The following is a 23,536-nucleotide window of genomic DNA, read 5'->3' on the forward strand; positions in this document are numbered from 1 at the left end:
CCATTTTGGGCCTTACGGCTTGCGTAGAGGTTAAATCCAGGGCGCGGAATGAAGATTCGCATTGGAAGGCGGCGGGCGCCCGGCATGGCGGCCGGACAAGGAAAAGGCGGCGGACCTTTCGATCCGCCGCCGGATGGAGTCGGCGCTCTGGCGAGGCGCCTCAGAAGCGGTATTGCAGCTCCACGCCGTAGGTCCGCGGCTGGATCAGGCCGCGGGTGATGGCGGTGCGCGTCTGGACGATCGACGTCGTGCCCGGGTTCGGGCTGTCGAAGATCGCCGTCGGCGTCGTCGAGCCGTTGGAGGTGAAGCCCTTCTGGTCGAAGGCGTTCTTCACCGACGCGATGATCGTGAAGCGGTCCTGGCCGTCGACCCACAGCGCGCGGAAGTCGGTGGTGTCGTAGGCCTTCACCTTGTTCGCCGCGCTCTTGAACGGCTGGTAGTAGGTCTCGTCGGTCCAGGTGTAGGTGGCCGACAGGATCAGCGAGCCGGGGTCGAAGTCGAAGGTGTAGTTGGCGTTGCCCGCGAACTTGTTCTTCGGCGACTGGTAGATCCGCGAACCCTTCAGCGTCTGGAACACCAGTTGGGTGCCGTTGGACAGCACCGAGCCGCCCGACGGCGTCGCGTTCGGGTCGAGCGCGCCCGGGTCCGCCGGGTCGTAGAAGCAGCAGCCCTTGGTGATCTCGGTGTGCAGGTAGCCGTAGCTGGCCGACAGGTCGAGGTTGCGGACCGGCCGCCAGATCGCCTCCAGCTCCAGGCCGTAGGCTTCGGCGTCGACGTTGACGAAGTTGTTGGCCGCCGCCGTGCCGGCCGCGTTGAGCTGCGACAGGTTGAGCTGCAGGTCCTTGTAATCGTTGTAGAACGCCGCGGCGTTGATCTGCAGCCGGCGGGCGATGGTCTTCTTCAGGCCCACCTCGAAGGCGTCGACCTGTTCCTGCTTCGCCTCGGGCTGCACCGACAGCGTACCCAGCAGGAAGCCGCCCGACTTGTAGCCGCGGCTGTACTTCGCATAGGCCAGGGTGTCCGCGTCCGGGGTCCAGTCGAGGTTCAGCACGCCGGTGACGGCGTCCCAGCTATTCTTGAGCGAGCGGAAGTTCTGCACGCCCGGCGTCGTCGGGTCGACGTCGGTGGAGACGTCGAAGGCCGCGGCGCCCGCGGCGATCGCCGGCGACAGGATGATCAGGCGCTGGAACTCGGTCCCGTCCTTCTTGTCCTTGGTGTAGCGCAGGCCCGCGGTGACCGCGAACTGGTCGTTGAACTCATAGGTGGCCTGGCCGAACACGGCGTAGGCCTTGGAGTTCAGCGTCGCCTGGGTGTCGGCGAAGTTGCGCAGTGGGTTCGGGTCGGCCAGGGCGCCGGTCAGCGTCAGCGGGGTCGCGAGCTGGACCTGGTTCGGCGCGGCGAGCTGGATGCGCTGACGGTACTCCTCCTCGTACTGGTAGAGGCCGAGGATCCAGCGCAGCGGCCCGTCGCCGTTCGAGGTCAGGTTGATCTCGTTCGAGTAGTAGCGCTTGTGCTCGTTGAAGTCGGTGGTGAGCTGCGGGAAGTAGGGGACCGCCATGCCGGGGATGGTGATCGAACCCGAGCGGCTCGTGCCGTCGTAGTCGCCGCCGGTCTGGTAGTTGTACTGCTGGAAGCCGCCGATGTACTTCAGCTCGGCGAAGCCCAGGTCGTAGCTGACCGTCGTCGTCAGCAGGTGGTTGCCGCGGAGCTGGCCGTACCCGTCCGTATCGGTGTTCATCACGTAGGGGTCGGTCACGCCCGGGTTGGCGGTGGCGTAGCCGAACTGCGGGTTGGGCACGAGCGAGCCGATCAGGCCGAACGAACGGGTCGTGTCGTAGGGCGTGACCAGGTTGTTCAGGCGGTCGCCGACGCCCAGGGTGTCGTCCCAGCTCGAGCGGTTGTAGCGCACGAAGATCGAGAGCTTCTCGGTGGGCTCGGCCTCGACCTGGAACTCGAAGTAGGTGCGCTTGATCGTGGCGGCGTCGTTCCCCGTGCCGATGTTCTTGATGAAGCCGTCGCGCTGGTGGTCCTGGCTGCCGCCGACCTTGAAGCGCAGGTTGTCGGCCACGGGCAGCGACACCACCGCCTCGACGCGGGTGCGGTCGTAGTTGCCGTAGCTGGCGCGGATCTCGCCGCCGAACTCCTTCGAGGGGCGCTTGGAGATCTGGTTGATCGCGCCGCCGATGGCGTTGCGGCCGTAGAGCGTGCCCTGCGGGCCGCGCAGGATCTCGGTGCGCTCGATGAACAGCGGCGTCTTGAACAGCTCCGAGGACGAGGCCGAGTAGAAGCCGTCCGAGTAGGACGCCACGCCCGGGTCGTTGCCGATGTAGAAGGTGTTGCGCCCGGCGCCGCGCAGGCTGACGCGGTCGGTGCCGGAATAGTTCATGCCCGGCGTGAAGTTCACGAAGTCCTGGATGCCCACGATGCCGACGGTGTCGCGGCGCTCGGACGTGAAGGCCGAGACGGCCACCGGCACGTCCTGCAGCGACTGCTCGCGCTTTTCGGCGGTGACCACCAGCTCTTCCAGCATGGCGCCTTCGCCGGCGGCCTGGGCCAGGGCGGGCTGGGCGATCGCCGAGAGGGCGAAGATCGAGGCGCCGGCGGCCAGGAGCCGCCGCGCGGGTGCGGTTTTGCGAGACATGAAGATCCTCCCAAGGCGCGCGCGGGGGGAGCCGCGGGCCCTGTTGTTGGCGAATTGTCGGAACGGGCGCGGGGAGGCGCACCGGGGCGCGGACCCTCATCGCCCCGCCGTCGGGAGGTCAACTGAAGCCTGATAACTTACGGCGTTTGGGCGAGGCTTTTCCGCGACTGTGGCGAAAAGACCGCATTTTCGAATACGGCGCGCAGGAATGAACGTGGTTCACCGATCCCTTGGCACACAAGGGTTCGCCGAACCCTGGAATGCAACCCGCACCATACCGGTTCATGAAACAACGGTTCTTCCCGGACGCGGAGACCGGGCGACGGGCCGCTCGGCCGGCGCGGATCCGGGGCGGCGTCATGTCGACGCCGGGCCAGGCTGCGCCAGGGATTGCCGGATCCCTGTGGCGCCCGCGACGACGAAGTCGCCTTGGCGTCGCTTCCCACGTCGGGGCGAAAGCGCCATATGGGCGCCGATGACCGATGGCGCTCTCGTGCTCTTTTCCGGCGGCCAGGATTCCACGGCGTGCCTCGCCTGGGCCCTGTCGCGGCATGAACGCGTCGAAACGCTCGGCTTCGACTACGGCCAGCGCCATGCCGTCGAGCTGGAGGCGCGCCGGCGCGTGCGCGAGCGGCTCGTGCGCGAATTCCCGCAATGGGCGGCCCGCCTCGGCGAGGACCACACGCTGGACATCCGCAGCTTCGGCGCGATCGGCGAGACGGCCATGACCTCGGAGCGGGCGATCGAGATCACCGGGAAGGGCCTGCCGTCGACCTATGTGCCCGGCCGCAACCTCGTCTTCCTGACCTATGCCGCCGCCTTCGCCGACCGCCGCCGCCTGAAGGTGCTGGTGGGCGGCATGTGCGAGACCGACTTCTCCGGCTACCCCGACTGCCGCCGCGCCACCCTCGACGCCATGGAGCAGGCGCTGAACCTGGGCATGGCGCAGGACTTCCGCATCGACACCCCGCTGATGCACCTGACCAAGGCGGAGACCTGGGCGCTGGCCAAGCAGCTCGGCGGCGAGCCGCTGGTGGCGATCACCGTCGAGGAGAGCCACACCTGCTACCTCGGCGAGCGCGGGACCCTGCATCCCTGGGGCCACGGCTGCGGGACCTGCCCGGCCTGCGAGCTGCGCCGCAAGGGCTATGACACCTGGGTCGAGGCCGGGCGGCCAGCCCTATGAGCTACGCCGTCAAGGAGATCTTCCTGACCCTCCAGGGCGAGGGCGGGCAGGCGGGCCGGCCGGCCGTCTTCTGCCGCTTCGCCGGCTGCAACCTCTGGAGCGGGCTGGAGCGCGACCGGGCGAAGGCCGTCTGCACCTTCTGCGACACCGACTTCGTGGGCCTGGACGGCCCGGGCGGCGGCCGCTTCGCCGATGCGGACGCCCTGGCCGCGGCGGTCGAGGCCGCCTGGACCGGCGGTCCCGGCGACCGCCTCGCCGTGCTCACCGGCGGCGAGCCGCTGCTGCAGGTGGACGACGTCCTGATCACCGCGCTGCACGCGCGCGGCTTCTCGATCGCGCTGGAGACCAACGGCACGCTCCCCGCGCCGGACGGCGTCGACTGGGTCTGCGTCAGCCCCAAGGCCGACGCGCCCGTGGTCCAGACCCGCGGCCACGAGCTCAAGCTGGTCTTCCCGCAGGAGAAGGCCCGGCCCGAGCGCTTCGAGCACCTCGATTTCGAGCGATTCCTGCTGCAGCCGATGGACGGGCCGGACCGCGAGGCCAATACGCGCGCGGCCATCGCCTATTGCCTTGAGCACCCCCGCTGGCGTTTAAGCGTCCAGACCCACAAATACCTCGGCATCGCCTGAGCTGCTTCCGCTTCAGGCCGCCCCACGTTTTGCGATGACCCAACCGACTTTCGAGATCACCAAGGCCGCGACCTTCGACGCGGCGCACTACTTCGCCGAGGGGCCCCAGCACCGGCCCTATTCGAACCTGCACGGCCATTCGTTCCGCGTGGAGGCCACCGTCCGCGGCCAGGCGCGGGAGCCGGTGGGCTGGGTCGCCGACCTCGCCGACCTGGAGTCCGCGCTGAAGGGCGTGGCGGCCGAGCTCGACCACGGCCTGCTCAACGAGAAGCCCGGCCTGGAGCGGCCGACGCTGGAGCACATCTGCCTCTATTTCGCCGGGCGCCTGACGCCGCAGTTCCCGGGCCTGTCGCGGGTGGTCGTCTCGCGCCCCACCATCGGCGAGAGCTGCGCGCTCAATCTGTGAGCACCGAGTCCCACCCCCAACGAACGTCATGGCCGGGCCTGTCCCGGCCATCCAGAGACACAGGTCGTAGAGATTGGGGTGCAGCCGCGCCGCCGCGAGTCTCCGGCCGTCGGCGCTTCTGGATGGCCGGGACAGGCCCGGCCATGACGTTCATGAGAGAGGCGGCGTGAGCCGAGGGCCGCCGGAACCCTAGCCGAACTTCTGCTGGGCCGGATCGGTCGCGCGGCGGCGCTTGCCCACATAGCCCGGATCGTTGCGCCGGCGCCGGTCGGGGCCGAAGTAGTCCTCGGTGCGCACGAAGGTGCGTGGATGCTCCACCGCCTGGTGGATGCGCTCGATCACGCCGCGCGCGGTCAGGGGCTTGGCCAGGAACTCGCTGACGCCGGCGTCGCGCGCCTCGCTCACGCGGGCGAAGGTCGAGTGGCCCGTGATCATGATCACCGGGCAGAGTTGGTTCGGGCTGTCGGGCGAGTTGCGCAGCAGCCGCACGAAGTCGATCCCGTCCAGCGGCTGCATGGACAGGTCGGTCATGACGATGTCGATGGCGTTGTCCCGCATCGCCTGCAGGCCCTCGGCGCCGTCGTTGGCCTCGAAGATGTGGATCACCCCGATCGCGCGCAGGATCTCGGCCAGCAGCACGCGCATGTAGTGGTTGTCGTCCACCAGCAGGATCCGGAGGAGTTCGTAACGCACACGGCTCCCCTGAGGATACTGGAACTTCGAAAACGGCGCTCAGTGAACGAAGACAGTGGATAAGGCGCGCCGAGCGAACCCGTCAATGGAATGGCGTGGTTATCCGAACAGATTTCCGGTGCTGGTTCAGCAGCTTGCCCGGTTGGGTAGTCCGGAGTGCGGAATTCAACCGCGCGGCGGCGCGAACGCTGCGCGTCCAAGTTGAGCCCGGTGCCGCAGGAATGCGTCCGCAAGTACGCACGCCGTCATGGCCTCGACGACCGGCACGGCGCGGATGCCGACGCAGGGGTCGTGGCGACCCTTCGTCCGAAGCTCGATCTCCTCGCCGGCCTCGTCGATGCTGCGGCGCGGGCTGAGGATGGACGATGTCGGCTTGAAGGCCACGCGCGCGGTCACGGGCTGTCCGGTCGAGATGCCGCCCAGCACGCCGCCGGCCTGGTTGGACAGGAACAGCGGCCCGTCGTTGCCCATCCGCATCTCGTCGGCGTTCTCCTCGCCCGAGAGCGCGGCGGCGGCGAAGCCCGCGCCGATCTCGACGCCCTTGGCCGCGTTGATCGACATCAGCGCCGCCGCCAGCTCGGCGTCCAGCTTGGCGTAGAGCGGCGCGCCCCAGCCGGCCGGCACGCCCGTCGCCTCGACGGCCACGACGGCGCCGGTGGACGAGCCCGCCTTGCGCACCTTCTCCAGGTGCTCGGTCCAGACGGGCACGATCCCGGGGTCGGGCGCCCAGAATTCGTTGTCTCCGGTGACGCCGAAGTCGATCCGCGCCGGGTCCACCGCGTGCGGCCCGATCTGCACGACCGCGCCGCGGATCGTGACGCCCTCCAGGATCTTCCGCGCCACCGCGCCCGCCGCGACCCGCGCCGCCGTCTCCCGCGCCGACTGCCGCCCGCCGCCGCGATAGTCGCGCACGCCGTACTTGGCGAAGTAGGCGTAGTCGGCGTGGCCCGGCCGGAAGGCGCTCGCGATCTCGGAGTAGTCGCGGCTGCGCTGGTCGACGTTCTCGATCATCATCGAGATCGGCGTGCCGGTGGTGACCTGGCCGTCCGTCCGCTCGTCGCCGAACACGCCCGACAGGATGCGCACGGCGTCCGGCTCCTGGCGCTGGGTCACGAACTTGCCCTGGCCCGGGCGGCGGCGGTCCAGCCACGGCTGGATGTCGGCTTCGGTGAGCTGGACGCCCGGCGGGCAGCCGTCGACCACGCAGCCCAGCGCCGGCCCGTGGCTCTCGCCCCAGGTGGTCACGCGGAAGAGGTGGCCGAAGGTGTTGTGGCTCATGGCGCAGGCTTGATAGCCGACCCGCCCGCGCGGGCCAAAGGCTCAGATGCGCAGATCGAGGAAGCCGCCCGTCGCCCTGATCTCGGCGCGGGCCTGGTTGCCGGCCGCCAGGTCGCGGCGGGCGCCTTCGAAGTTGGCCGAGGCTTCCGCGCGGATGCGGTCCTGCGATCCCATGCGGAACAGCGCGAGCTGGTCCAGTCCGCGCTCCGCCATCACCTGTTCGGCCGTCTGCCGGCGGGCGACGTCGGCGTTCGAGGTCGGCGTCACCGGCTTCACCGCGGTGACGGGCAGGGCCAGCTCCGTGGGCGTGCGAACGGCCGGCGTCAGCGCATAGGCCGCGGTGCGGGGCGTTGCGCCGATATGGGACAGGCCAAGGCTCATCACGCGAACCCGCGCAACAGCCGGGCCAGAGGCTGACTACACCTCCCCCACTGCGGTAGCAGTGGCGGGAAAGGGACCGCTCGCCGAGGCCGCAGGCCGTAGAGCGAGTGGTGGAGGGGGCGAGCCTCAGGCTCGGTGGACCGATTGGCGGAAGGGACCTCTGCGAATGCAGCTCGCCCCCTCCACCCTCCGCTCTTCGCTGCGCTCGGCGGACGGTCCCCTTCCCGCCGTCGCTGCCGCGACGGGGGAGGTGAGGCGCGGCCTACGCCGGCTGCTTCTGCGCCGGCGTGTTGCCGGGCAGGGGGCCGCGGTTCAGGTCGAAGAACTTGGGCGCCATCTTCGGCACGGCCTCGTCCAGGATCGACTGCACCGTCCAGCCCTCGCCCTCGGGCTTGGTCACCGTCTCGACCGGCCGCGGCTGGCTGTAGAGGATGATGTTCTCGCCCGACGAGCCGAAGATCTGGCCGCTCACGTGGGCGGCGGCCGGCGCCACCATGGCCACCGAGAAGCGGGCCGGCTGGTCGGCGCGGATCTTCTCGGCCATCACCGCGCGGCGGGCCGCGGCGGCTTCGTCCTTGATCGGCACCGACTGGGTCATGCGGGTCCAGGCGACGGGCGCCAGGCAGTTGGAGCGCACGTTGTTGCGGGCGCCTTCCATGGCGATGATCCGCGAGAGGCCCGCGATGCCCATCTTGGCCGCGCCGTAGTTGGCCTGGCCGATGTTGCCGAACAGGCCCGACGTCGACGTGAAGAACATGTAGGCGCCGTCCTGCTGCTCGCGGAACAGCTCGATGGTGGCGCGCGCCACGTTGAAGCTGCCGCGCATGTGGACGTTGATGACGGCGTCCCACTCGGCCTCGGACATCTTGTGGAACATCACGTCGCGCAGGATGCCGGCCGGATTGATCACCGCGTGCAGGCCGCCGAATTCCTTCTTGGCCAGTTCGACCATGCCGTAGACGGCGTCGAGGTCGGTGACGCTGTCGGAGTTGGAGACGGCCTTGCCGCCGGCGGCGCGGATCTCGGCGGCGACCGCCTCGGCCGGGCCCGCGGAGCCTTCGTCCTCGCCCTTCAGGCCGCCGCCCAGGTCGTTGACCACCACCATGGCGCCTTCCTGCGCCGCGATCAGGGCGCAGTCGCGCCCGATGCCGTTGCCGCCGCCCGTGACCAGCACCACGCGTCCGTCCAATGCGCCCATGACCGAAATCCTCCGAAATGAATGGAAGACCTCTATTCGAGGCGGTCGGCCCGGCGCAAGTCGGGGAAGAGCTTGGCCCAGAGCCCGGTGACGATCACCGCGCCGACGCCCCCGAAGATCGCCGCGCCGATGGGTCCCAGCAGGCGCGCCACGACGCCGCTCTCGAACTCACCGAGCTCGTTGGAGGCCCCCACGAACACCGACGAGACCGAGGCGACGCGGCCGCGCATGTGGTCCGGGGTGACGAGCTGCACCAGGGTCTGGCGGACGAACACCGACAGCATGTCCGCCGCCCCCAGGATCGCCAGCGCGAAGACCGACACCCACACGGACCTGGAGAGCCCGAACACGATCGTGGCGACGCCGAAGGCGGCCACGGCCCAGAACATGATCGGTCCCGCGTGGCGCCGGATCGGGTTTGCGGCGAGCCATAGCGCCACCACCGTCGCGCCGACCGCCGGCGCCGAGCGCAGCAGACCGAAGCCCTCGGGCCCGACGTGCAGGACGTCGCGCGCGAACACCGGCAGCAGCGCCGTGGCGCCGCCCAGCAACACCGCGAAGAGGTCGAGCGAGATCGCGCCGAACACGATCTTCTGGCGCCAGACGTAGGCCAGCCCTTCCTTGACGAGCTGCCAGCGCGACCCGGGCGTCACCTCGGGCCTGGTGTTGCCGCGGATCGAGAACACCAGGATGGCGGCGAGACCATAGAGGGCGAAGGTCGTGAAGTAGGCCGTCTCGGCCGAGTGGGCGACCAGCAGGCCCGCCGCAGCCGGCCCGGCGATCGAGGCGGACTGCCAGGCCAGCGAGTTCCACGCGATCGCGCGCGGGAGCAGCTTGCGCGGCACCAGCATCGGGCCGAGCGCGGTGTTGGCCGGCGCGAAGAAGGCGCGGCTGGCGCCGAACACCGTCGCGATCGCCAGCAGCAGCGCCGGCGTCGCCATGTGGTTCACCGTGGCCAGCGCGAGCGCCAGCACGCTGACGATCTCGCCGCTCAGGCAGAGCAGCAGCACCTTCCTGCGGTCGTAGCGGTCCGCCGCCTCGCCGGCGGGCAGCGTCAGCAGGAACACCGGGATGAAGGCCGCCAGCCCGATCATGCCGACCAGGAAGGCGCTCTCCTCGACCGACCGGGTCTGGCGGGCGAGCGCGTACATCTGCCAGCCCATCGCCACGCTCTGGATCTGGCTGGCGAAGCTGCCGGTCCAGCGCGTGCCCCAGAAAAAGAGGTAGTCGCGCTCCTTCAGGAGCGCTCGGGCGGACGGGACGATGTCGTCGTCGGAAGGCGCGGAGGTCTCGGGCATCGGGCGCGGCGACCCTGCCTTGCGCCGCCCTTCGTCGCAATCCCGTTGACGCACGCGGCCGCTCGCCCTATCTGCGCCGTCCTTGTCCACGGCCCGGAGGGCCCTGCAGATGCGACGACGTCCGCTGGCCTGACACGCCACCCGATCCCGCCCGGCGGAAGCCCCGCCGCGACGTCGTCCTCCGCATCCGAGACAAGCCATGTCCTCCGAGCCCATCTCTCCCGGCTCCGGCCGGCCCGCGCCGGCGCTCACCTTCGCCAGCGAGACCCCCGCCCATGCCGCCGGGATCGAGGCGCTGCTGGACCGCGCCTTCGGCCCGGGCCGCTTCGCCAAGTCGTCCGAGCGGGTCCGCGAGTTCGCCGACTTCGCGCCCGAGATGTCGTTCTGCGCGCTCGAGAACGGCCGCGTGATCGGCACGGTGCGCATGTGGCGCGCCGCCGTGGGCGACCAGCCGGTGGCCTTCTTCGGCCCCATCGCCGTGGAGGAGGGCGACCGTCGCCACGGCCTGGGCATGGCGCTCGTCGAGCGCGCCTGCGCCGCCGCCGAGGCCGCGGGCGAGGCCGCCGTCGTCCTGGTCGGCGACGTCCCCTACTTCGGCCGCGCCGGCTTCGCGGTGGCGCCGGACGTGGTGATGCCGGGCCCGGTCGACCCCGGCCGCGTCCTCTCGCTCAGCTTCGCCGACGTCGAACTCAGGGGCGCAGTCTGTCCGCGAGCTTGAGGCGACTCCTTCCGGCGCCTACCTTCGCCGGGTGACCATCGCCGGACCCTCCGATCTCGAAGGCCTCGCCCGGGCGGCCCAGGACGCCGGGAAGGCGCAGGCGCCGGGGCGCGGCCTGCCGCCCGTGCATCTCTGGAATCCCGCCCACTCAGGCGAGATCGACATCGTCATCAGGACCGACGGCCGCTGGGTCCACGAGGGCGCGGTGATCTCCCGCGAGGCGCTGGTGCGGCTCTTCTCGACGGTCCTGCGCAAGGACCCCGACGGCTTCCATCTGGTGACGCCGGTCGAGAAGCTGCGGATCACCGTCGAGGACGCCCCGTTCGTGGCGGTCCGGGTCGATCGTGAAGGCGAGACGGGGGGCGAGACGCTGACGTTCCTCACCAACGTCGGCGACGCGGTCGTGGCCGGCCCCGACCACGCCATCCGCGTCGAGACCGCGGAGGATGGCGAACCGCGGCCCTACCTGCACGTCCGCCGCGGCCTGGAGGCCCTGATCGCCCGGCCGGTCTTCTACGAACTGGTCGAAATGGCCGAGGCGCGCGACACGCCGGACGGCCGCAGGCTGGGCGTCGGCTCGGGCGGCGCCTGGTTCGCACTGGGGCCGGCATGAACGCCCGCGCCCCGGTCCAGGAACTGGCCGACTGGATCGCCGGGCATCTCGACCCGCTGTACGACGAGGTCGTCCCCGGCGGCCCGCGGCGCTCGGACTTCGACCTCGCGCCCGGCGGCTGGTCCGACATGGGGACCGAGGACCTGAAGCCCGCCGCCGTCCTGATCGGCCTGGTCCAGCGCGAGGCCGGCGTGAACGTGCTCCTCACCCGCCGCGCCGACACGCTGCGCCGCCATACCGGGCAGGTCGCCCTGCCCGGCGGCCGGCGCGACCCCGGCGAGACCGCGCTCCAGACGGCGCTGCGCGAGGCGCATGAGGAGGTGGGCCTGGAGCCGCGGTTCGTGGCGCCCATCGGCCTGTCGACGCCCTACCAGACGGGCACCGGCTACCTGGTCACCCCGGTGGTGGGCCTGGTCCGGCCCGGCTTCACGCTCACCGCCAACCCCGCCGAGGTGGCCCACATCTTCGAGACCCCCTTCGCCTACCTCATGGACATGGCCAACTACGAGCAGCACGAGCGCGAACTGCCCACCGGCGAGAAGCGCCGCTTCTATGCGACCACCCACGAGGAGCAGTACATCTGGGGCGCCACCGCCGGCATCCTGCGCGCTCTCTACGAACGCCTGTACGGCGCGGCCCTGGCCTAGTAGGCGGGAAGCCATATGACCGACAGCCTCGGCCAACGCCCCTGGATGACCGCGCCGGCCACGGCGGCGGTGTTCGACGCCCTGGAGGCCGAAGGCGGCCCCGACTGCGCCCGCTTCGTCGGCGGCTGCGTGCGCAACGCCCTGGTCGGCCGCGCGATCGACGACATCGACATCGCCACCACGCTCCGCCCCGAGCGCGTCGCCGCGGCGCTGAAGGTCGCGCACATCCGCGCCGTCCCCACCGGCATCGAGCACGGGACGATCACGGCGGTGAACCGGAAGCTGCCGCACGAGATCACCACGCTGCGCCGCGACGTCTCCACCGACGGCCGCCGCGCGACGGTGGCCTTCACCGACGACTGGGCGGAAGACGCCCAGCGCCGGGACTTCACGCTGAACTCGCTCTACGCCCGGCGCGACGGGAGCATCTTCGACCCCACCGGCCAAGGCGTGGCCGACGCGCGCGCCGGGCGCATCGTCTTCGTGGGCGACCCCGAGCAGCGGCTGACCGAGGACCACCTCAGGAACCTCCGCTTCTTCCGCTTCCACGCCTGGTTCGGGAAGGGCGCGCCCGACGCCGCGGCGCTGGCCGCCTGCGCCCGGCTGAAGGATCAGGTCGACCACCTGGCCGCAGAGCGCATCTCCAAGGAACTGCTGAAGCTGCTGGCCGCCGACGACCCGCGCGACGCCGTGCGCCTGATGGCCGGGGCGGGCGTGCTGGAGGTGATCCTGAAGGCGCCGGCCAACCTCGCCCGCTTCGACGGCCTGGTGGGCGTCGAGACCGACCAGCTCTTCGACTGCGACCCTGTGCTGCGCCTCGCCGCCCTGCTGCCCGACGACCAGGTCGCCGCGGGCCGGTTCGCGGGCCGCGTGCGCCTGTCCAACGACGACCGCGACCGCATCCTGGCCGCGCTTTCGCCGACGCCCGCGCTCAAGAGCTGGATGAGCCCGCGGGAGATCCGCCGCGCCGTCTACGCCTCGGGCCTGGAGGCTGTGCGCGACCGCGCCAAGCTGGCCTGGGCCGCCGCGCCCGGCACGGCCGCGACCATGCAGTGGCGCGGCCTGATCGCGCTCGCCGAAAGCTGGAGCCCCCCCGCCTTCCCGATCACGGGCGCCGAGGTGATGAACGCCGGCGTGCCCAAGGGCCCGCTCGTCGGCCGCGTGCTGAAGGAGGTCGAGGACTGGTGGATCGACCACGACTTCATCGACGACAAGTTCTCCGCCATCGAGAAGCTCAAGGCCGTGGCCCAGGGGATGGCCTACTGACCTCACTTCAAGCTCGTCATCCCCCGGCTTGTCCGGGGCAATCGCATATGGCTTGTGGGCGGCTTGTCCGCCCGATTCATGAACCGCAGAGATCGCGGAGATACGCAGAGAGGGTCGTGGATCCACGGGAATCCTCCGCGTATCTCCGCGATCTCTGCGGTTTGACTGACGGCCTTTCGGCCGCCCGCATCCATATGCGATTGCCCTGCCGGCTTGTCCGGGGGACCACATTGGGCTGTGGGGTCTTGTGAGGGGCGCGGCCGTGGGTCATCTCGGACTCACAGCCCAGTGGGTGGCCCGGACAAGCCGGGCCATGACGTTCAGGTTAGGCGCATGAAGATCGGCATCCTCAAGACCGGCCGTCCGCCCAGGCCGACGATCGCGCGGTTCGGGACCTACCCCGACATGTTCATGAACCTGCTCGGCCCCGACGCCTACGACTGGGTGACCTATGCCGCCGACGAGGGCGAGTATCCGGCCGCGCCCGAGGCCTGCGACGCCTACATCGTCACCGGCTCGGCGGCCGGGGTCTACGACGACGACCCCTGGATCGGCCAGCTCATGGACTTCCTGCGCGCCGCCAAGGGGCGGGCCAAGCTGGTCGGCGTCTGCTTCGGTCATCAGGCCATGGCGCAGGCCTTCGGCGGCGAGGTGGTCAAGTCGCCAAAGGGCTGGGGCATCGGCGAGCACGCCTACGACGTCGTCTCCAACGAGCCCTGGATGGACGGCGCCCCCGCCATCCGCCTGCCGGCCTCGCACCAGGACCAGGTGGTCGCCGCCCCGCCGGGCGCCGAGGTCGTCGCACGGAGCGCCTTCACCCCCTTCGCCGGCCTGGCCTGGCGCGACCAGCCCGCCATCTCGATCCAGCCGCACCCGGAGTTCGACCCGGCCTACGCCGCCGCCCTCATCGAGGCGCGCCGCGGCAAGGTCTACCCCGACGCCCAGGCCGACGCCGCCCTCGCCAGCTTCGGCCGCCTCGACGACCGCGCCCGCGTCGGCGGCTGGATCGGCGCCTTCCTGCGCGGCTAATAGGGGTTGCGGATCTCGACCCCGGCGATCGTGGCGCCGTGCTGCAGGTCCTCGGTGTAGAGCACGTCGCACCCGGCCTGTTCGGCGGCGGCGATGATGGTGGCGTCGTAGATGTTCAACAGGTGACGTCGCGCGATCACGGTTGCGCGCATCTGCGTTTCCAAGGTCATGGCCTCGACGTGAAATCGGGCCGCGAAATTTTTCAGTATCGGCTCAAGCTCGTCCCAGGACAGGGAGAGCTTACCGCGGGCGACGCTGACGAACTCATTCAGCACCTGGACGCTGATCACGCCCCCCGCAGCCAAAACATCGATAGACCGAGTTGCTTTCTGCCGATCGCTGTCTGTCACATAGAGTAGAATGTTCGTGTCGAAGAACGCCCTACTCATATCCCGGACGGACCGCCTCGCTGCGCTTGAACTTGAACCCTGCGGGCAGTCGTCCTTCAAACTTTCCGCGCAGCATTTCAAGCCACTCGCGGGTGGTCAGAGCCTTTGACGCCTCCATCCACCCCTCAGTCGTCATTTCAAACTCGAGTTCGTCGCCTTCAGAAAGGCCGAGAGCCTCCACCATCTCCTTGGGGAGGCGGACGGCCAGGCTGTTGCCCCACTTCGCGACCTTCATGGCGACCTCATGATAAACATTGGGGCCATGTATATCATGGCGAGCGCTCAGGCCCCAAACACCATCCAGCACACGGTCTTCGGCGGGATGTCGTCCAGCCGGCGCCAGCCGTACCGTTCGTAGAACCGCTGCGCCCGCACGTTCGGGGGCTGGCAGCCCAGGTGGGCGCGGCCGCCGATGGCCTCCAGCCAGGTGTCCATCAAGCGTCTGCCGACGCCTGCGCCCTGCAGGCGCGGCAGGAGGTCGATGTGCAGGTGGGCGGGAGCCAGATCGACCACGGCCTGCGGGTTCGTCGGCGGGTGGTGGATGTAGTAGGCGTCCCACTGCTCGCGGGTGCGCCCGCGCAGCGGTACATCGGCGGTGTCGGCATAGCGTCCGCGCAGGCGCGGCCACCACTCGGCCTCCAGCCGCGCCTCGAAGGCCCGCGTGTCGGCCGTGCCCAGGATGTAGCCGGCGACGCCCTCGTCGTCCTCGGCCACGAAGGCGTGCTGCGGTTCCAGCAGGGCGTAGGGCGCGGCGAAGATCTCGCCGATGATCCGGTGGTCCTCGTAGAGGTGCGTGCCATCGGCCCCGTTGTCGCCGGTCTTCAGGCAGATGTCGTAGAGCGCCGGCAGGTCGCCCGGCCGGTAGGGGCGCACCTCGACCATCAGGCCGCCCGCATCAGGTCGCGCAGCGGCGCGAAGCTGATCAGCCGCGCGCCGGCCGCCTCGATCGTCTCGCGATAGCCCGGCGACAGCATCTCGGCGTAGTCGCCCACGCGGATGTCGGGCTCCTTCAGGTCGTAGCCGCGCAGCTCCGGCCCGTCCTCCACCGGATGGAAGAACACCTCGGTCACGCCGGGCTTCAGCCGCGCCATCCGCTCGGCGAAGGCGCCGCGCGGCTGCGCCCAGATGTCGATGGTCCGGTCGGGGTGGACGATGCCCGCGTCGCTCGCCGGCTGGCGCGCCGCGAACCCGAACCGCGCCTCGACCCGCGTCCCGAACATGCGCACCGGCAGCCGGTATTCCGCCGCCAGCTCCAGGAAGATCGCCGAGTAGCGCGGGTCGAGCTGCATCGTCCCCATGTGCGCGTCGAGGTGGGTGACGTCGACGCCCCAGGCGTAGGCCTGCTCGATCTGCGCCCGGCCCTCGGCGCGGACGTCGGCGAGGTCGGCCCGGTCCCAGACCGCCTGGATCGTCGCCGGCATGTAGCCGGTCTCGTCGTGCAGCGAGGCCGCGCCCGTCAGCGACCGCCAGCGGTAGGCCGGATACTCGCAGGTCAGCGTCAGGTGGACGCCGATCCCCCCGCCCTTCGCCCGCGCCGCGCCGTCCAGCGCCCAGGGGCAGGGGACCATCAGGGTGGCGCTGGTGGCCAGGCCGCGGTCCACCACGTCGGCGATCGCCCGGTTGGCCGAGGCGGAGCTGCCCAGGTCGTCGCAGTTGACGATCAGCAGCTTGTCGTCGGGCCCGTGGCCCAGCCGTTCGGCCAGTGTCGTCATCCGCCCCCTCAGGTCCAGGCCGCCAGCGGCGGCATCGAGCTCAGGATCGTCTCGATGTTCCCGCCGGCCTTCAGCCCGAACATGGTGCCCCGGTCGTACAGCAGGTTGAACTCCACGTAGCGCCCGCGCCGCACCAGTTGCTGCTGGCGGTCGGCCTCGCTCCAGGGCTCCGCCATGCGATGGCGCACGATCTTCGGATAGACGTCCAGGAACGCCTCGCCCACGGCGCGGGTGAAGGCGAAGTCCTTCTCGAAGTCGCCCGTGTTGTGCCGGTCGTAGAAGATGCCGCCGACGCCCCGCGTCTCGCCGCGGTGCGGCAGGTAGAAGTACTCGTCGCACCAGGCCTTGTACTTGCCGTGCCAGTCGGGATCGAAGGGGTCGCAGGCGCCCTGCATCGCCGCGTGGAACAGCTTCGCGTCGTCGGCGTCCTGGCTGCGCTGCTCGTCCACCATGGGCGTCAGGTCGGCGCCGCCGCCGAACCAGCTCTCGGCGGTCGAGAGGAAGCGGGTGTTCATATGCACCGTCGGCGCCCGCGGACTGCGCGGATGCACGATCAGGCTGATCGAGGCCGAGACGTAGCTCGGGTCCTTGTCCGCGCCCGGCATGGTCGCGGCCATCTCGGGCGAGAAGCGCGCCAGCGCCGCCGAGGTGTGGACGCCCGCCTTCTCGAACAGCCGGCCCTTCAGGAACCCGCCGGTCCCGCCGCCGACGCCGGTCTCGCGCGTCCACGGCCGCATCTCGAAACGGCCGGGCTCGCCGGGGAACAGGTCGGCCGGCGCCTCGTCCTCCAGCCGCTCCAGCTCGGCGCAGATGCGGGTCTGCAGCGCCTCGAACCAGGCCTTGGTCCGGTCGCGGCGCTCGAGGATCTCGGGGGGCAGGGTGGTGGGGGTCATGGCGCCTGTTCTGCGGCGGTGGCGGCGGGAAAGGCCTTGATCTGCCTCAAGCCTTCGCCCAGCGCCAGCGTCGCGGCCGTCACCACGTTCAGCGAACGTGCGCCGGGAGCCAGCGGGATCACCACGCGCGCGTCGGCCGCGGCGTGGACCTCGTCCGGAACGCCCGCGCTCTCGCGCCCGAACAGCAGGATGTCGGAGGGCCGGAACGTGAAGTCGTGGAAGGGCTCCGCCGCCCGGGTCGTGAACAGCACGAGGCGGCCCGCGCCGGCGGATTCCGCCCGGAAATCCGTCCATCCGGCGTGCCGCCGGACGGCGGCGATGGCGGCGTAGTCCATCGCCGCGCGCCGGACCGCCGCGTCGCTCAGGGGGAAGCCGCACGGCTCGATCACGTCCAGCGCGACGCCCATACAGGCGGCCAGGCGGATGGCCGCGCCCAGGTTTTGCGGAATGTCCGGTTGAAAAAGGGCCAAACGCATTCTAAGGCCTCTCGCCATCGGGTGTGGCCGGGGCGACGGGGCACGAATCACGGGGGCGCGGCCGGAGGGTTCGCATCGTCTCCTGTGTAGCGTGCCCAGCCCCCGACCGTCCTGAGAAACGGCCCGCTTCCGCTCGCGCGGAGGCGATGGCCGCAATGAGCTTTCGGGCCTCATGGGCAAACCGCCCGGCGGGCCCCTTTCGAAGGGTAGCTTCAAGGTGGCCGACACCGTCGTGGGCGCAAATCCCGACCCGCACGCCGATCCAAGCCGGCGCGACTTCATCCACATCGCCGCCGCCGCGGGCGCCGCCGGCGCCGTCGTGGGCATCGCCTGGCCGCTGATCGACCAGATGAACCCGGCGGGCGACACGCTGGCGCTGGCCTCCATCGAGTTCGACCTCTCCAAGGTCGTCGAGGGCCAGCAGGTCGTGATCAAGTGGCGCGGCAAGCCGCTGTTCGTGCGCAACCGCACGCCCGCCGAGATCCAGAAGGCGGTCGCCACCCCGATGTCCGAGCTGCGCGACCCGCAGACCGACGAGGCGCGGCACAAGCCGGGCAAGCCCGAGTGGCTGGTCCTGATCGGCACCTGCACGCACCTGGGCTGCGTGCCCACGTTCGGCGGCGGCGACTACGGCGGCTGGTTCTGCCCCTGCCATGGGTCGCACTACGACACCTCCGGCCGCATCCGTAAGGGTCCGGCGCCCAAGAACCTGGCCGTGCCGGACTGGGATTTCCTCTCCGACACCAAGATCAAGGTGGGCTGAACCGATGAGCGGACCTTCCACCTACGAGCCGAAGACCGGCATCGAGCGCTGGCTCGATACGCGCCTGCCGATCGTGCGCTTCATGTACGACACCGCGCTCGACTTCCCGACCCCGAAGAACCTGAACTACTGGTGGACCTTCGGCGGCATCCTGGCGCTGATGCTCGGCATCCAGATCGCCACCGGCATCGTGCTCGCGATGCACTACGTGCCGCACGTGGACTACGCGTTCGCCTCGGTCGAACGCATCATGCGCGACGTCAACTACGGTTGGCTGATCCGCTACATGCACGCCAACGGCGCCTCGATGTTCTTCCTGGCGGTCTACCTCCACATGATCCGCAACCTCTACTACGGCTCCTACAAGGCGCCGCGCGAGGTGCTCTGGATCCTGGGCTGCCTGATCTACCTCGCCATGATGGCCACGGGCTTCATCGGCTACGTGCTGCCCTGGGGCCAGATGAGCTTCCACGGCGCCGTGGTGATCACCAACCTGTTCGGCGCGCTGCCGATCATCGGCCCGCCGATCACCACCTGGCTGTGGGGCGGCTTCGCGGTCGACAACGCCACGCTGAACCGCTTCTTCTCGCTGCACTACCTGCTGCCCTTCGTGATCGCGGGCCTCGTGATCCTGCACATCTGGGCGCTGCACGTGCCGGGCAACAACAACCCGACCGGCGTGAACGTGAAGTCCAAGGCCGACACCGTTCCCTTCCACCCGTACTACACGGTGAAGGACGGGTTCGCGATCGCGGTGTTCCTGCTGCTGTTCGGCGCCTTCGTGTTCTACAACCCGAACGTCCTGGGCCACGCCGACAACTACATCCCGGCCAACCCGCTGGTGACCCCGGCGCACATCGTGCCCGAATGGTACTTCCTGCCGTTCTACGCGATCCTGCGGGCGGTTCCGGACAAGCTGGGCGGCGTGCTGCTGATGTTCGGCGCCATCGCGACCCTGTTCGTGCTGCCCTGGCTCGACACGTCGAAGGTGCGCTCCATGCGCTACCGCCCGACCGCGAAGTGGTACTTCTGGATCTTCATCGCGGCGGCGCTGGTGCTGGGCTACTGCGGCGGCCAGCTTCCGGACAACCCGATCATCGGCGCGCCGTCGGGCCTCATGCTGTTCGACGCCGACATCAACTCGATGGTCTGGCTGAGCCGCGTGGCGACGCTCTACTTCTTCGCCTACTTCTGGATCATCCTCCCGGTCCTCGGCCTGACGGAAACCCCGCTGCCGGTGCCGGAGGGGATTTCCGAACCTGTCCTGTCGCATCCCGCCACGACGCCCTCGGGCGCTGCGGCGTCGCCTGAAAAGAGGGGCTGAGCCTCATGCTGCGCAAAGCTATCGCGCTCGCGGTCCTGGGGCTCGCTCTCGTCGCCGGTCCGGCGGCGGCCAACACCGAGGGCTATGAGCTGCGCCACCCGAAGTGGACCTTCACCGGCCCCTTCGGGAAGTTCGACGCCGCCCAGCTCCAGCGGGGCTACAAGGTCTACCGGGAGGTCTGCGCGGCCTGCCACGCCATGGACCTGATGTACTTCCGCAACCTCGGGCAGGCCTCCGGGCCGTTCTACGACGCCGAGTACAAGAACCCGAACGACAACCCCTATGTGAAGTCGCTGGCCAAGGACATGCAGGTCCCGGACATCGACTCCGAGACGGGCGACGTCATCCAGCGCCCGGCCACGCCGGCCGACCGGTTCCCGAAGCCGTTCCCGAACGAGGCCGCCGCGCGCGCCTCGAACGGCGGCGCGGCCCCGCCGGACCTCTCGGTCATCGCCAAGGCGCGCGAGGGCGGCCCGGACTACATCTACTCGATCCTGACCGGCTATCTCGCGCCGCCCGCCGGCCTGCAGATGACGGCCACCCAGCACTACAACGCCTACATGGCCGGCGACCTCGCCCCCTACTGGAAGGGCCAGGGCCACGCGCCGAAGGGCGGCTTCATCGCCATGCCGCCGCCGCTGGCGCCCGACAAGGTCACCTTCGACGACGGCACGAAGTCGACCATCGAGCAGCAGGCCGAGGACGTCACCGCCTTCCTCGCCTGGGCCGCCGAGCCCAAGCAGACCGAGCGCAAGCAGTTCGGCCTGGGCGCGATGATCTACCTGCTGATCTTCACGGTGATCCTGTACTTCAGCTACCGCCGCGTCTGGCGCAACGTCGCCCACTAGGGCCGCCGCCGACGCCGGAACATGGAAGGCCCCGGAGCGATCCGGGGCCTTTTTGTTTGCGCCTCACCCAACAGGAACGTCATCCCCCGGCTCGTCCGGGGGACCCATTGGGCTGCGAGTGGCCTGCTGGAGCGCGGGCGATGAAGCTGCTGTTCCCACCAGCCTCACAGCCCAGTGGGTGGCCCGGACAAGCCGGGCCATGACGTACGGGTGGGGCGGGCGCTATCTGGCGGCCGCCACGACCAGCTTCCCGGCCGGGAAGTCGAAGCGCAGGCGGAAGTGGGCCAGCACCTGGCCGCCCAGGGCGCCTGCGACCCCGCCGTCCGGCTTCATCAGCCCCGCCGCCACGTCCACGCCCACCGATCCGCCGAAGCGCACCGCGGGCAGGCGCGCCAGCCACACGCCGTCCGGATAGAGCTCGGCCGGCTTCGCGGCCCCCGGGACCCCGGCGACGTCGTCCGCCAGCCGCATCGGCGCGTTCATCCCCGTGGCGATCACGAAGCGGCCCACGACCTCGTGCGCGCCGTCCGTCACCGACGCCTCGGCCGTCGGCCGCCCGGCGTCCCAGCCCAGCGCCAGCGTCCGGCCCCGGAACGTCGGCGCCCGGCCCCGCGCCGACAGCCGCACACGGCAGGGCGCGTAGCTGACGTCGACCACATGGCCCTTCAGCACGTCGGCCCCGATCACGCCCGAAACCGGCGTCGGCAGGTTCCAGGTGCGGATGTCCAGCGGCGCGATCCCGAGCGGCCGGGCCGCCAGCCGCACGCCCGCCACCTGCACCTCGCCCGTCGCGGCGGCGCCTTCGAACCCCGCCGCCTGCGCCTGCGTCTCGTCCAGGGTGGTGAGCGGCGCGCCCGTGTCGACGATGTAGTCCCCGGCGATCCCGGCCACGACCGCCGGCGCGGTGATCACGCCCGCCTCGTAGCGGCACGCGACCTCGCCCGCCGCGGCCGGCCCGGCCACCGCGATCCATCCGACGCCGAAGAGACTCAACCGGCCCACCGGGCTCACCATAGCGCGAGACGCGATCGTTTCCGCCTTATCCCCGCCGCGCGAGGCCCTACATTCAGGCGCATGGCCCACACCCCCGCCTGGCGGAACTTCAAGCGCACCGAGGACCTCACCGTCGCCACGGCGGCGCTGATCTATGCCGGGGCGGTGGCGCACGCCTTCAACCGCCTGCCGGGCGGGACGGAGCTGATCGCCCAGCGCACGCTGCTCTGGCCGGGCGTCTTCCTCAGCCTGTCGCTCAGCCTGCCGCTGGTGCTGGGGGTCATCCGCCGCCCGCTGACCCGCTACGTCTGGATGAGCTTCCAGGCGGGCTTCGGGCAGAACGTGCGCTCGATCCTCTCCGGCGTGGTCCTGCTGACCGCCGCGGCGGTCTTCATGTACTGGCAGATCTCGAACGCGGCGAACGGCGGCCGCTATCCGGCCGGCGTCTTCTCCGGCTACGCCGCCGGCATCGGCATCCTGGCCGCCCAGGCGCTCCTGGTGCGCGTCTTGGAACGCCACCCCGAGGTGAGGAAGCAGATCGAGGAATGACATCCCTCCCCATCAAGGCAGGGCGATCGCATATGGATTCGGGCGGCCGAAAGGCCGTCGGTCAAACCGCAGAGATCGCGGAGATACGCAGAGGATTCCGGTGGACCCGCGGCCTCTCTGCGAATCTCCGCGATCTCTGCGGTTCATGAATCGGGCGGACGAGCCGCCCACAAACCATATGCGATGGCCCTCCCCATCAAGGTAGGGATGGTCACACCTCGCCGCGCCCGCCGCCGCTCCGCGCGAAGAGTTGCAGCGTCCGCAGGCGCGCCAGCCGCGCCGAGTCCGCGTGGAAGCCGTTGGGCGCGACGAACGCGTGGCCCGCCTCGTAGACATGGACCGGCAGGTCGGGGTGCGCCGCGCGGATGGCCTCGACGTCGGCCGGCGGGATCAGCGGGTCGGCCTTGCCCAGGTGCAGGACGGTCGGGACCTTCGGCTCGTCGTCCAGGAAGGTCGCGATCTGGCCGCCGTAGAAGGCCGCCACGGCCGCCAGGCCCGTGCAGCGCGACGCCGCCAGCCAGGCCACGTTGCCGCCGAAGCAGAAGCCCATGGCGAACACCGGCGGCGCCAGCGCGTCGATCGCCCCCTGCACGGCGTCCAGCACGCCCGCGCCCCAACCGGCGGCCTCGGCCAGGCCGTTCTGGCGGGCCTGCAGCGCCGGGTCGGTGTCGCGCTCGGCGAAGCCGCGTTGCGTGCGGTCGAACAGGCTGGGGACCAGCACCTCGTAGCCGATCTCGGCGAATTCGTCGGCGAGGCCGCGCAGGTGCGGGGTCACGCCCCAGATCGCGTGGCAGATGACGAGCCCGCCGCGGCGCGCCTCGACGGGCGCCGCACGCCAGGCGTCGAAGCGGAAGCCGTCGCGGGGGCTCGCGACCTGGACGGTCTCGCCCAAGCGCCTAGGCCCCGGACCTAAGCATTGTCGAACAGCTCGAGGGTGCGGTGGCGCGCCAGGTCGGCGGCCTCGGCGTTGTAGCGCTCGGGGCTCTGGTTGTTGAACCCGTGCCCGGCGCCCTCGTAGATGTGGACTGCGACGTCCGGGTGGTGCTCGGCCACCGCGGCGGCCACCTCGTCGGCCGGGATGCCGGCGTCGGTGCGGCCCAGGTGGACGATGGTCGGACAGCCCAGGGGCGCCGCCGCGTTCGCCTGCACCATCGAGCCGTAGTAGCTGGACGCCGCCGCGATCCCGTCCACCCGCGAGGCCGCCAGCCAGGTCAGCGAGCCGCCGTAGCAGTAGCCCACCACACAGACCTTGCCGCCGTGCTTGGCCAGGAAATCGCGGCAGGCGGCGATGTCGCCCAGCGCCTGCTCCAGCGGCGTGGCCCGCGCCTTCTCGATCCCCGCCTTGATGCCGGCGTCGTCGTGCTCGGCGTGGAAGTCGCGCTGGAGGCGGTCGAACATCGCCGGTGCGATCGCCTCATAGCCCATCTTCGCCCAGCGCTCGACGTCGGCGCGCACGTGCCGGTCGATGCCGAAGATCTCCTGGATCACGATCACCCCGCCCTTGCGCGGCGTGAACGCGGGCTCGTGGTAGGCGCTGAACGCGAAGCCGTCGGCGCCCTTCAGCGTGATTGTTTCGGCCATGGCGGTCTCCTCGCGGTCCCGGATG

General features: G+C 70.5%; 27 protein-coding genes. 12 read left to right on the forward strand and 15 right to left on the reverse strand.

Annotated features, from left to right (window positions below):
• Positions 1–160: 160 nt before the first annotated feature.
• Entirely contained in the window at positions 161–2,641 is a 2,481-nt protein-coding gene (locus tag KF737_RS07280; RefSeq protein WP_296452220.1) for a TonB-dependent receptor, read from the reverse strand.
• A gap of 475 nt (positions 2,642–3,116) precedes the next feature.
• Between KF737_RS07280 and queC the strand changes: the two genes are divergently transcribed.
• From queC to KF737_RS07295, 3 genes are read left to right on the forward strand one after another with little or no spacing between them, the layout of a single operon-like run.
• Positions 3,117–3,827: a 7-cyano-7-deazaguanine synthase QueC gene (queC, locus tag KF737_RS07285; RefSeq protein ID WP_296452223.1), complete on the forward strand. Its 711-nt coding sequence runs from the start codon at positions 3,117–3,119 to the stop codon at positions 3,825–3,827.
• Positions 3,824–4,456: a 7-carboxy-7-deazaguanine synthase gene (gene queE, locus KF737_RS07290; RefSeq protein ID WP_296452226.1), complete on the forward strand. Its 633-nt coding sequence runs from the start codon at positions 3,824–3,826 to the stop codon at positions 4,454–4,456. Before queC ends, queE begins: the two co-directional genes overlap by 4 nt.
• 34 nt (positions 4,457–4,490) lie before the next feature.
• Positions 4,491–4,862 (forward strand): 6-carboxytetrahydropterin synthase, encoded by a 372-nt coding sequence (locus KF737_RS07295; protein ID WP_296452229.1) that lies wholly within the window; start codon positions 4,491–4,493, stop codon positions 4,860–4,862.
• A 189-nt stretch (positions 4,863–5,051) separates the two neighbouring features.
• On the opposite strand, the gene KF737_RS07300 is transcribed toward KF737_RS07295, so the two are convergent.
• The 5 genes from KF737_RS07300 to KF737_RS07320 all read right to left on the reverse strand — a co-directional run bounded on the left by KF737_RS07300 (position 5,052) and on the right by KF737_RS07320 (position 9,710).
• A complete protein-coding gene (locus KF737_RS07300) occupies positions 5,052–5,555 on the reverse strand; it encodes a response regulator (protein ID WP_296452232.1) in 504 nt (167 codons plus the stop codon).
• 165 nt (positions 5,556–5,720) lie between these two features.
• On the reverse strand, positions 5,721–6,833 hold the full coding sequence (gene aroC, locus KF737_RS07305) for a chorismate synthase (RefSeq protein WP_296452236.1): 1,113 nt from the start codon (positions 6,831–6,833) through the stop codon (positions 5,721–5,723).
• A 42-nt stretch (positions 6,834–6,875) separates the two neighbouring features.
• The gene (locus KF737_RS07310) at positions 6,876–7,214 is read right to left on the reverse strand and encodes a hypothetical protein (RefSeq protein ID WP_296452239.1); all 339 of its coding nucleotides are present in this window, start codon (positions 7,212–7,214) and stop codon (positions 6,876–6,878) included.
• A 262-nt stretch (positions 7,215–7,476) separates the two neighbouring features.
• Complete coding sequence (locus KF737_RS07315) at positions 7,477–8,412, reverse strand: SDR family NAD(P)-dependent oxidoreductase (protein WP_296452242.1); 936 nt, start codon at positions 8,410–8,412, stop codon at positions 7,477–7,479.
• 32 nt (positions 8,413–8,444) lie between these two features.
• Positions 8,445–9,710 carry an MFS transporter gene (locus KF737_RS07320; protein WP_296452245.1) on the reverse strand — a complete coding sequence of 422 codons (1,266 nt, stop codon included), beginning with the start codon at positions 9,708–9,710 and terminating at the stop codon, positions 8,445–8,447.
• A gap of 199 nt (positions 9,711–9,909) precedes the next feature.
• Between KF737_RS07320 and KF737_RS07325 the strand changes: the two genes are divergently transcribed.
• The 5 genes from KF737_RS07325 (at position 9,910) to KF737_RS07345 (ending at position 13,983) form a co-directional block, all read left to right on the forward strand.
• Positions 9,910–10,428 carry a GNAT family N-acetyltransferase gene (locus tag KF737_RS07325; protein ID WP_296452248.1) on the forward strand — a complete coding sequence of 173 codons (519 nt, stop codon included), beginning with the start codon at positions 9,910–9,912 and terminating at the stop codon, positions 10,426–10,428.
• A 37-nt stretch (positions 10,429–10,465) separates the two neighbouring features.
• Positions 10,466–11,041 carry a DUF1285 domain-containing protein gene (locus tag KF737_RS07330; RefSeq protein ID WP_296452630.1) on the forward strand — a complete coding sequence of 192 codons (576 nt, stop codon included), beginning with the start codon at positions 10,466–10,468 and terminating at the stop codon, positions 11,039–11,041.
• Complete coding sequence (locus tag KF737_RS07335; protein ID WP_296452250.1) at positions 11,038–11,688, forward strand: CoA pyrophosphatase; 651 nt, start codon at positions 11,038–11,040, stop codon at positions 11,686–11,688. The genes KF737_RS07330 and KF737_RS07335 overlap by 4 nt, the downstream gene beginning before the upstream one ends.
• A 15-nt stretch (positions 11,689–11,703) precedes the next feature.
• Positions 11,704–12,954: a CCA tRNA nucleotidyltransferase gene (locus KF737_RS07340; RefSeq protein WP_296452252.1), complete on the forward strand. Its 1,251-nt coding sequence runs from the start codon at positions 11,704–11,706 to the stop codon at positions 12,952–12,954.
• 333 nt (positions 12,955–13,287) lie between these two features.
• Positions 13,288–13,983 carry a type 1 glutamine amidotransferase gene (locus KF737_RS07345; protein WP_296452256.1) on the forward strand — a complete coding sequence of 232 codons (696 nt, stop codon included), beginning with the start codon at positions 13,288–13,290 and terminating at the stop codon, positions 13,981–13,983.
• Here KF737_RS07345 and KF737_RS07350 read toward each other — a convergent pair.
• The 6 genes from KF737_RS07350 to KF737_RS07375 are packed head-to-tail and all read right to left on the reverse strand — an operon-like array spanning position 13,980 to position 17,453.
• A complete protein-coding gene (locus KF737_RS07350) occupies positions 13,980–14,372 on the reverse strand; it encodes a PIN domain-containing protein (protein ID WP_296452259.1) in 393 nt (130 codons plus the stop codon). The genes KF737_RS07345 and KF737_RS07350 overlap by 4 nt on opposite strands.
• Positions 14,365–14,607 carry an AbrB/MazE/SpoVT family DNA-binding domain-containing protein gene (locus KF737_RS07355; RefSeq protein ID WP_296452262.1) on the reverse strand — a complete coding sequence of 81 codons (243 nt, stop codon included), beginning with the start codon at positions 14,605–14,607 and terminating at the stop codon, positions 14,365–14,367. Before KF737_RS07355 ends, KF737_RS07350 begins: the two co-directional genes overlap by 8 nt.
• A 47-nt stretch (positions 14,608–14,654) precedes the next feature.
• Entirely contained in the window at positions 14,655–15,254 is a 600-nt protein-coding gene (locus KF737_RS07360; protein WP_296452265.1) for a GNAT family N-acetyltransferase, read from the reverse strand.
• On the reverse strand, positions 15,254–16,084 hold the full coding sequence (locus KF737_RS07365) for a ChbG/HpnK family deacetylase (RefSeq protein WP_296452268.1): 831 nt from the start codon (positions 16,082–16,084) through the stop codon (positions 15,254–15,256). Before KF737_RS07365 ends, KF737_RS07360 begins: the two co-directional genes overlap by 1 nt.
• Before the next feature lie 8 nt (positions 16,085–16,092).
• Positions 16,093–16,977 (reverse strand): oxygen-dependent coproporphyrinogen oxidase, encoded by an 885-nt coding sequence (gene hemF, locus KF737_RS07370; protein WP_296452273.1) that lies wholly within the window; start codon positions 16,975–16,977, stop codon positions 16,093–16,095.
• Positions 16,974–17,453 carry a tRNA (cytidine(34)-2'-O)-methyltransferase gene (locus KF737_RS07375; RefSeq protein WP_296452276.1) on the reverse strand — a complete coding sequence of 160 codons (480 nt, stop codon included), beginning with the start codon at positions 17,451–17,453 and terminating at the stop codon, positions 16,974–16,976. The genes hemF and KF737_RS07375 overlap by 4 nt, the downstream gene beginning before the upstream one ends.
• A gap of 217 nt (positions 17,454–17,670) precedes the next feature.
• Here KF737_RS07375 and petA point away from each other — a divergent pair, with 217 nt between their 5' ends.
• The 3 genes from petA to KF737_RS07390 are packed head-to-tail and all read left to right on the forward strand — an operon-like array spanning position 17,671 to position 20,388.
• Positions 17,671–18,216 carry a ubiquinol-cytochrome c reductase iron-sulfur subunit gene (gene petA / locus KF737_RS07380; protein WP_296452632.1) on the forward strand — a complete coding sequence of 182 codons (546 nt, stop codon included), beginning with the start codon at positions 17,671–17,673 and terminating at the stop codon, positions 18,214–18,216.
• A 4-nt stretch (positions 18,217–18,220) separates the two neighbouring features.
• Positions 18,221–19,540 carry a cytochrome b N-terminal domain-containing protein gene (locus KF737_RS07385; RefSeq protein WP_296452278.1) on the forward strand — a complete coding sequence of 440 codons (1,320 nt, stop codon included), beginning with the start codon at positions 18,221–18,223 and terminating at the stop codon, positions 19,538–19,540.
• A 5-nt stretch (positions 19,541–19,545) separates the two neighbouring features.
• Positions 19,546–20,388: a cytochrome c1 gene (locus tag KF737_RS07390; protein ID WP_296452280.1), complete on the forward strand. Its 843-nt coding sequence runs from the start codon at positions 19,546–19,548 to the stop codon at positions 20,386–20,388.
• A gap of 222 nt (positions 20,389–20,610) precedes the next feature.
• Here KF737_RS07390 and KF737_RS07395 read toward each other — a convergent pair whose 3' ends face one another.
• Entirely contained in the window at positions 20,611–21,390 is a 780-nt protein-coding gene (locus KF737_RS07395) for a hypothetical protein (protein ID WP_296452281.1), read from the reverse strand.
• Positions 21,391–21,462: 72 nt separating this feature from the next.
• On the opposite strand from KF737_RS07395, the gene KF737_RS07400 reads away from it, so the two are divergent.
• Positions 21,463–21,930 (forward strand): hypothetical protein, encoded by a 468-nt coding sequence (locus tag KF737_RS07400; RefSeq protein WP_296452284.1) that lies wholly within the window; start codon positions 21,463–21,465, stop codon positions 21,928–21,930.
• Positions 21,931–22,141: 211 nt separating this feature from the next.
• Here KF737_RS07400 and KF737_RS07405 read toward each other — a convergent pair whose 3' ends face one another.
• Together KF737_RS07405 and KF737_RS07410 are read right to left on the reverse strand one after the other, a co-directional pair.
• Entirely contained in the window at positions 22,142–22,822 is a 681-nt protein-coding gene (locus tag KF737_RS07405; RefSeq protein ID WP_296452286.1) for a dienelactone hydrolase family protein, read from the reverse strand.
• A 17-nt stretch (positions 22,823–22,839) separates the two neighbouring features.
• Entirely contained in the window at positions 22,840–23,511 is a 672-nt protein-coding gene (locus KF737_RS07410) for a dienelactone hydrolase family protein (protein ID WP_296452289.1), read from the reverse strand.
• Between the last annotated feature and the right edge of the window lie 25 nt (positions 23,512–23,536).

The organism is Phenylobacterium sp., from assembly GCF_019636135.1.
GTDB lineage: Bacteria > Pseudomonadota > Alphaproteobacteria > Caulobacterales > Caulobacteraceae > Phenylobacterium.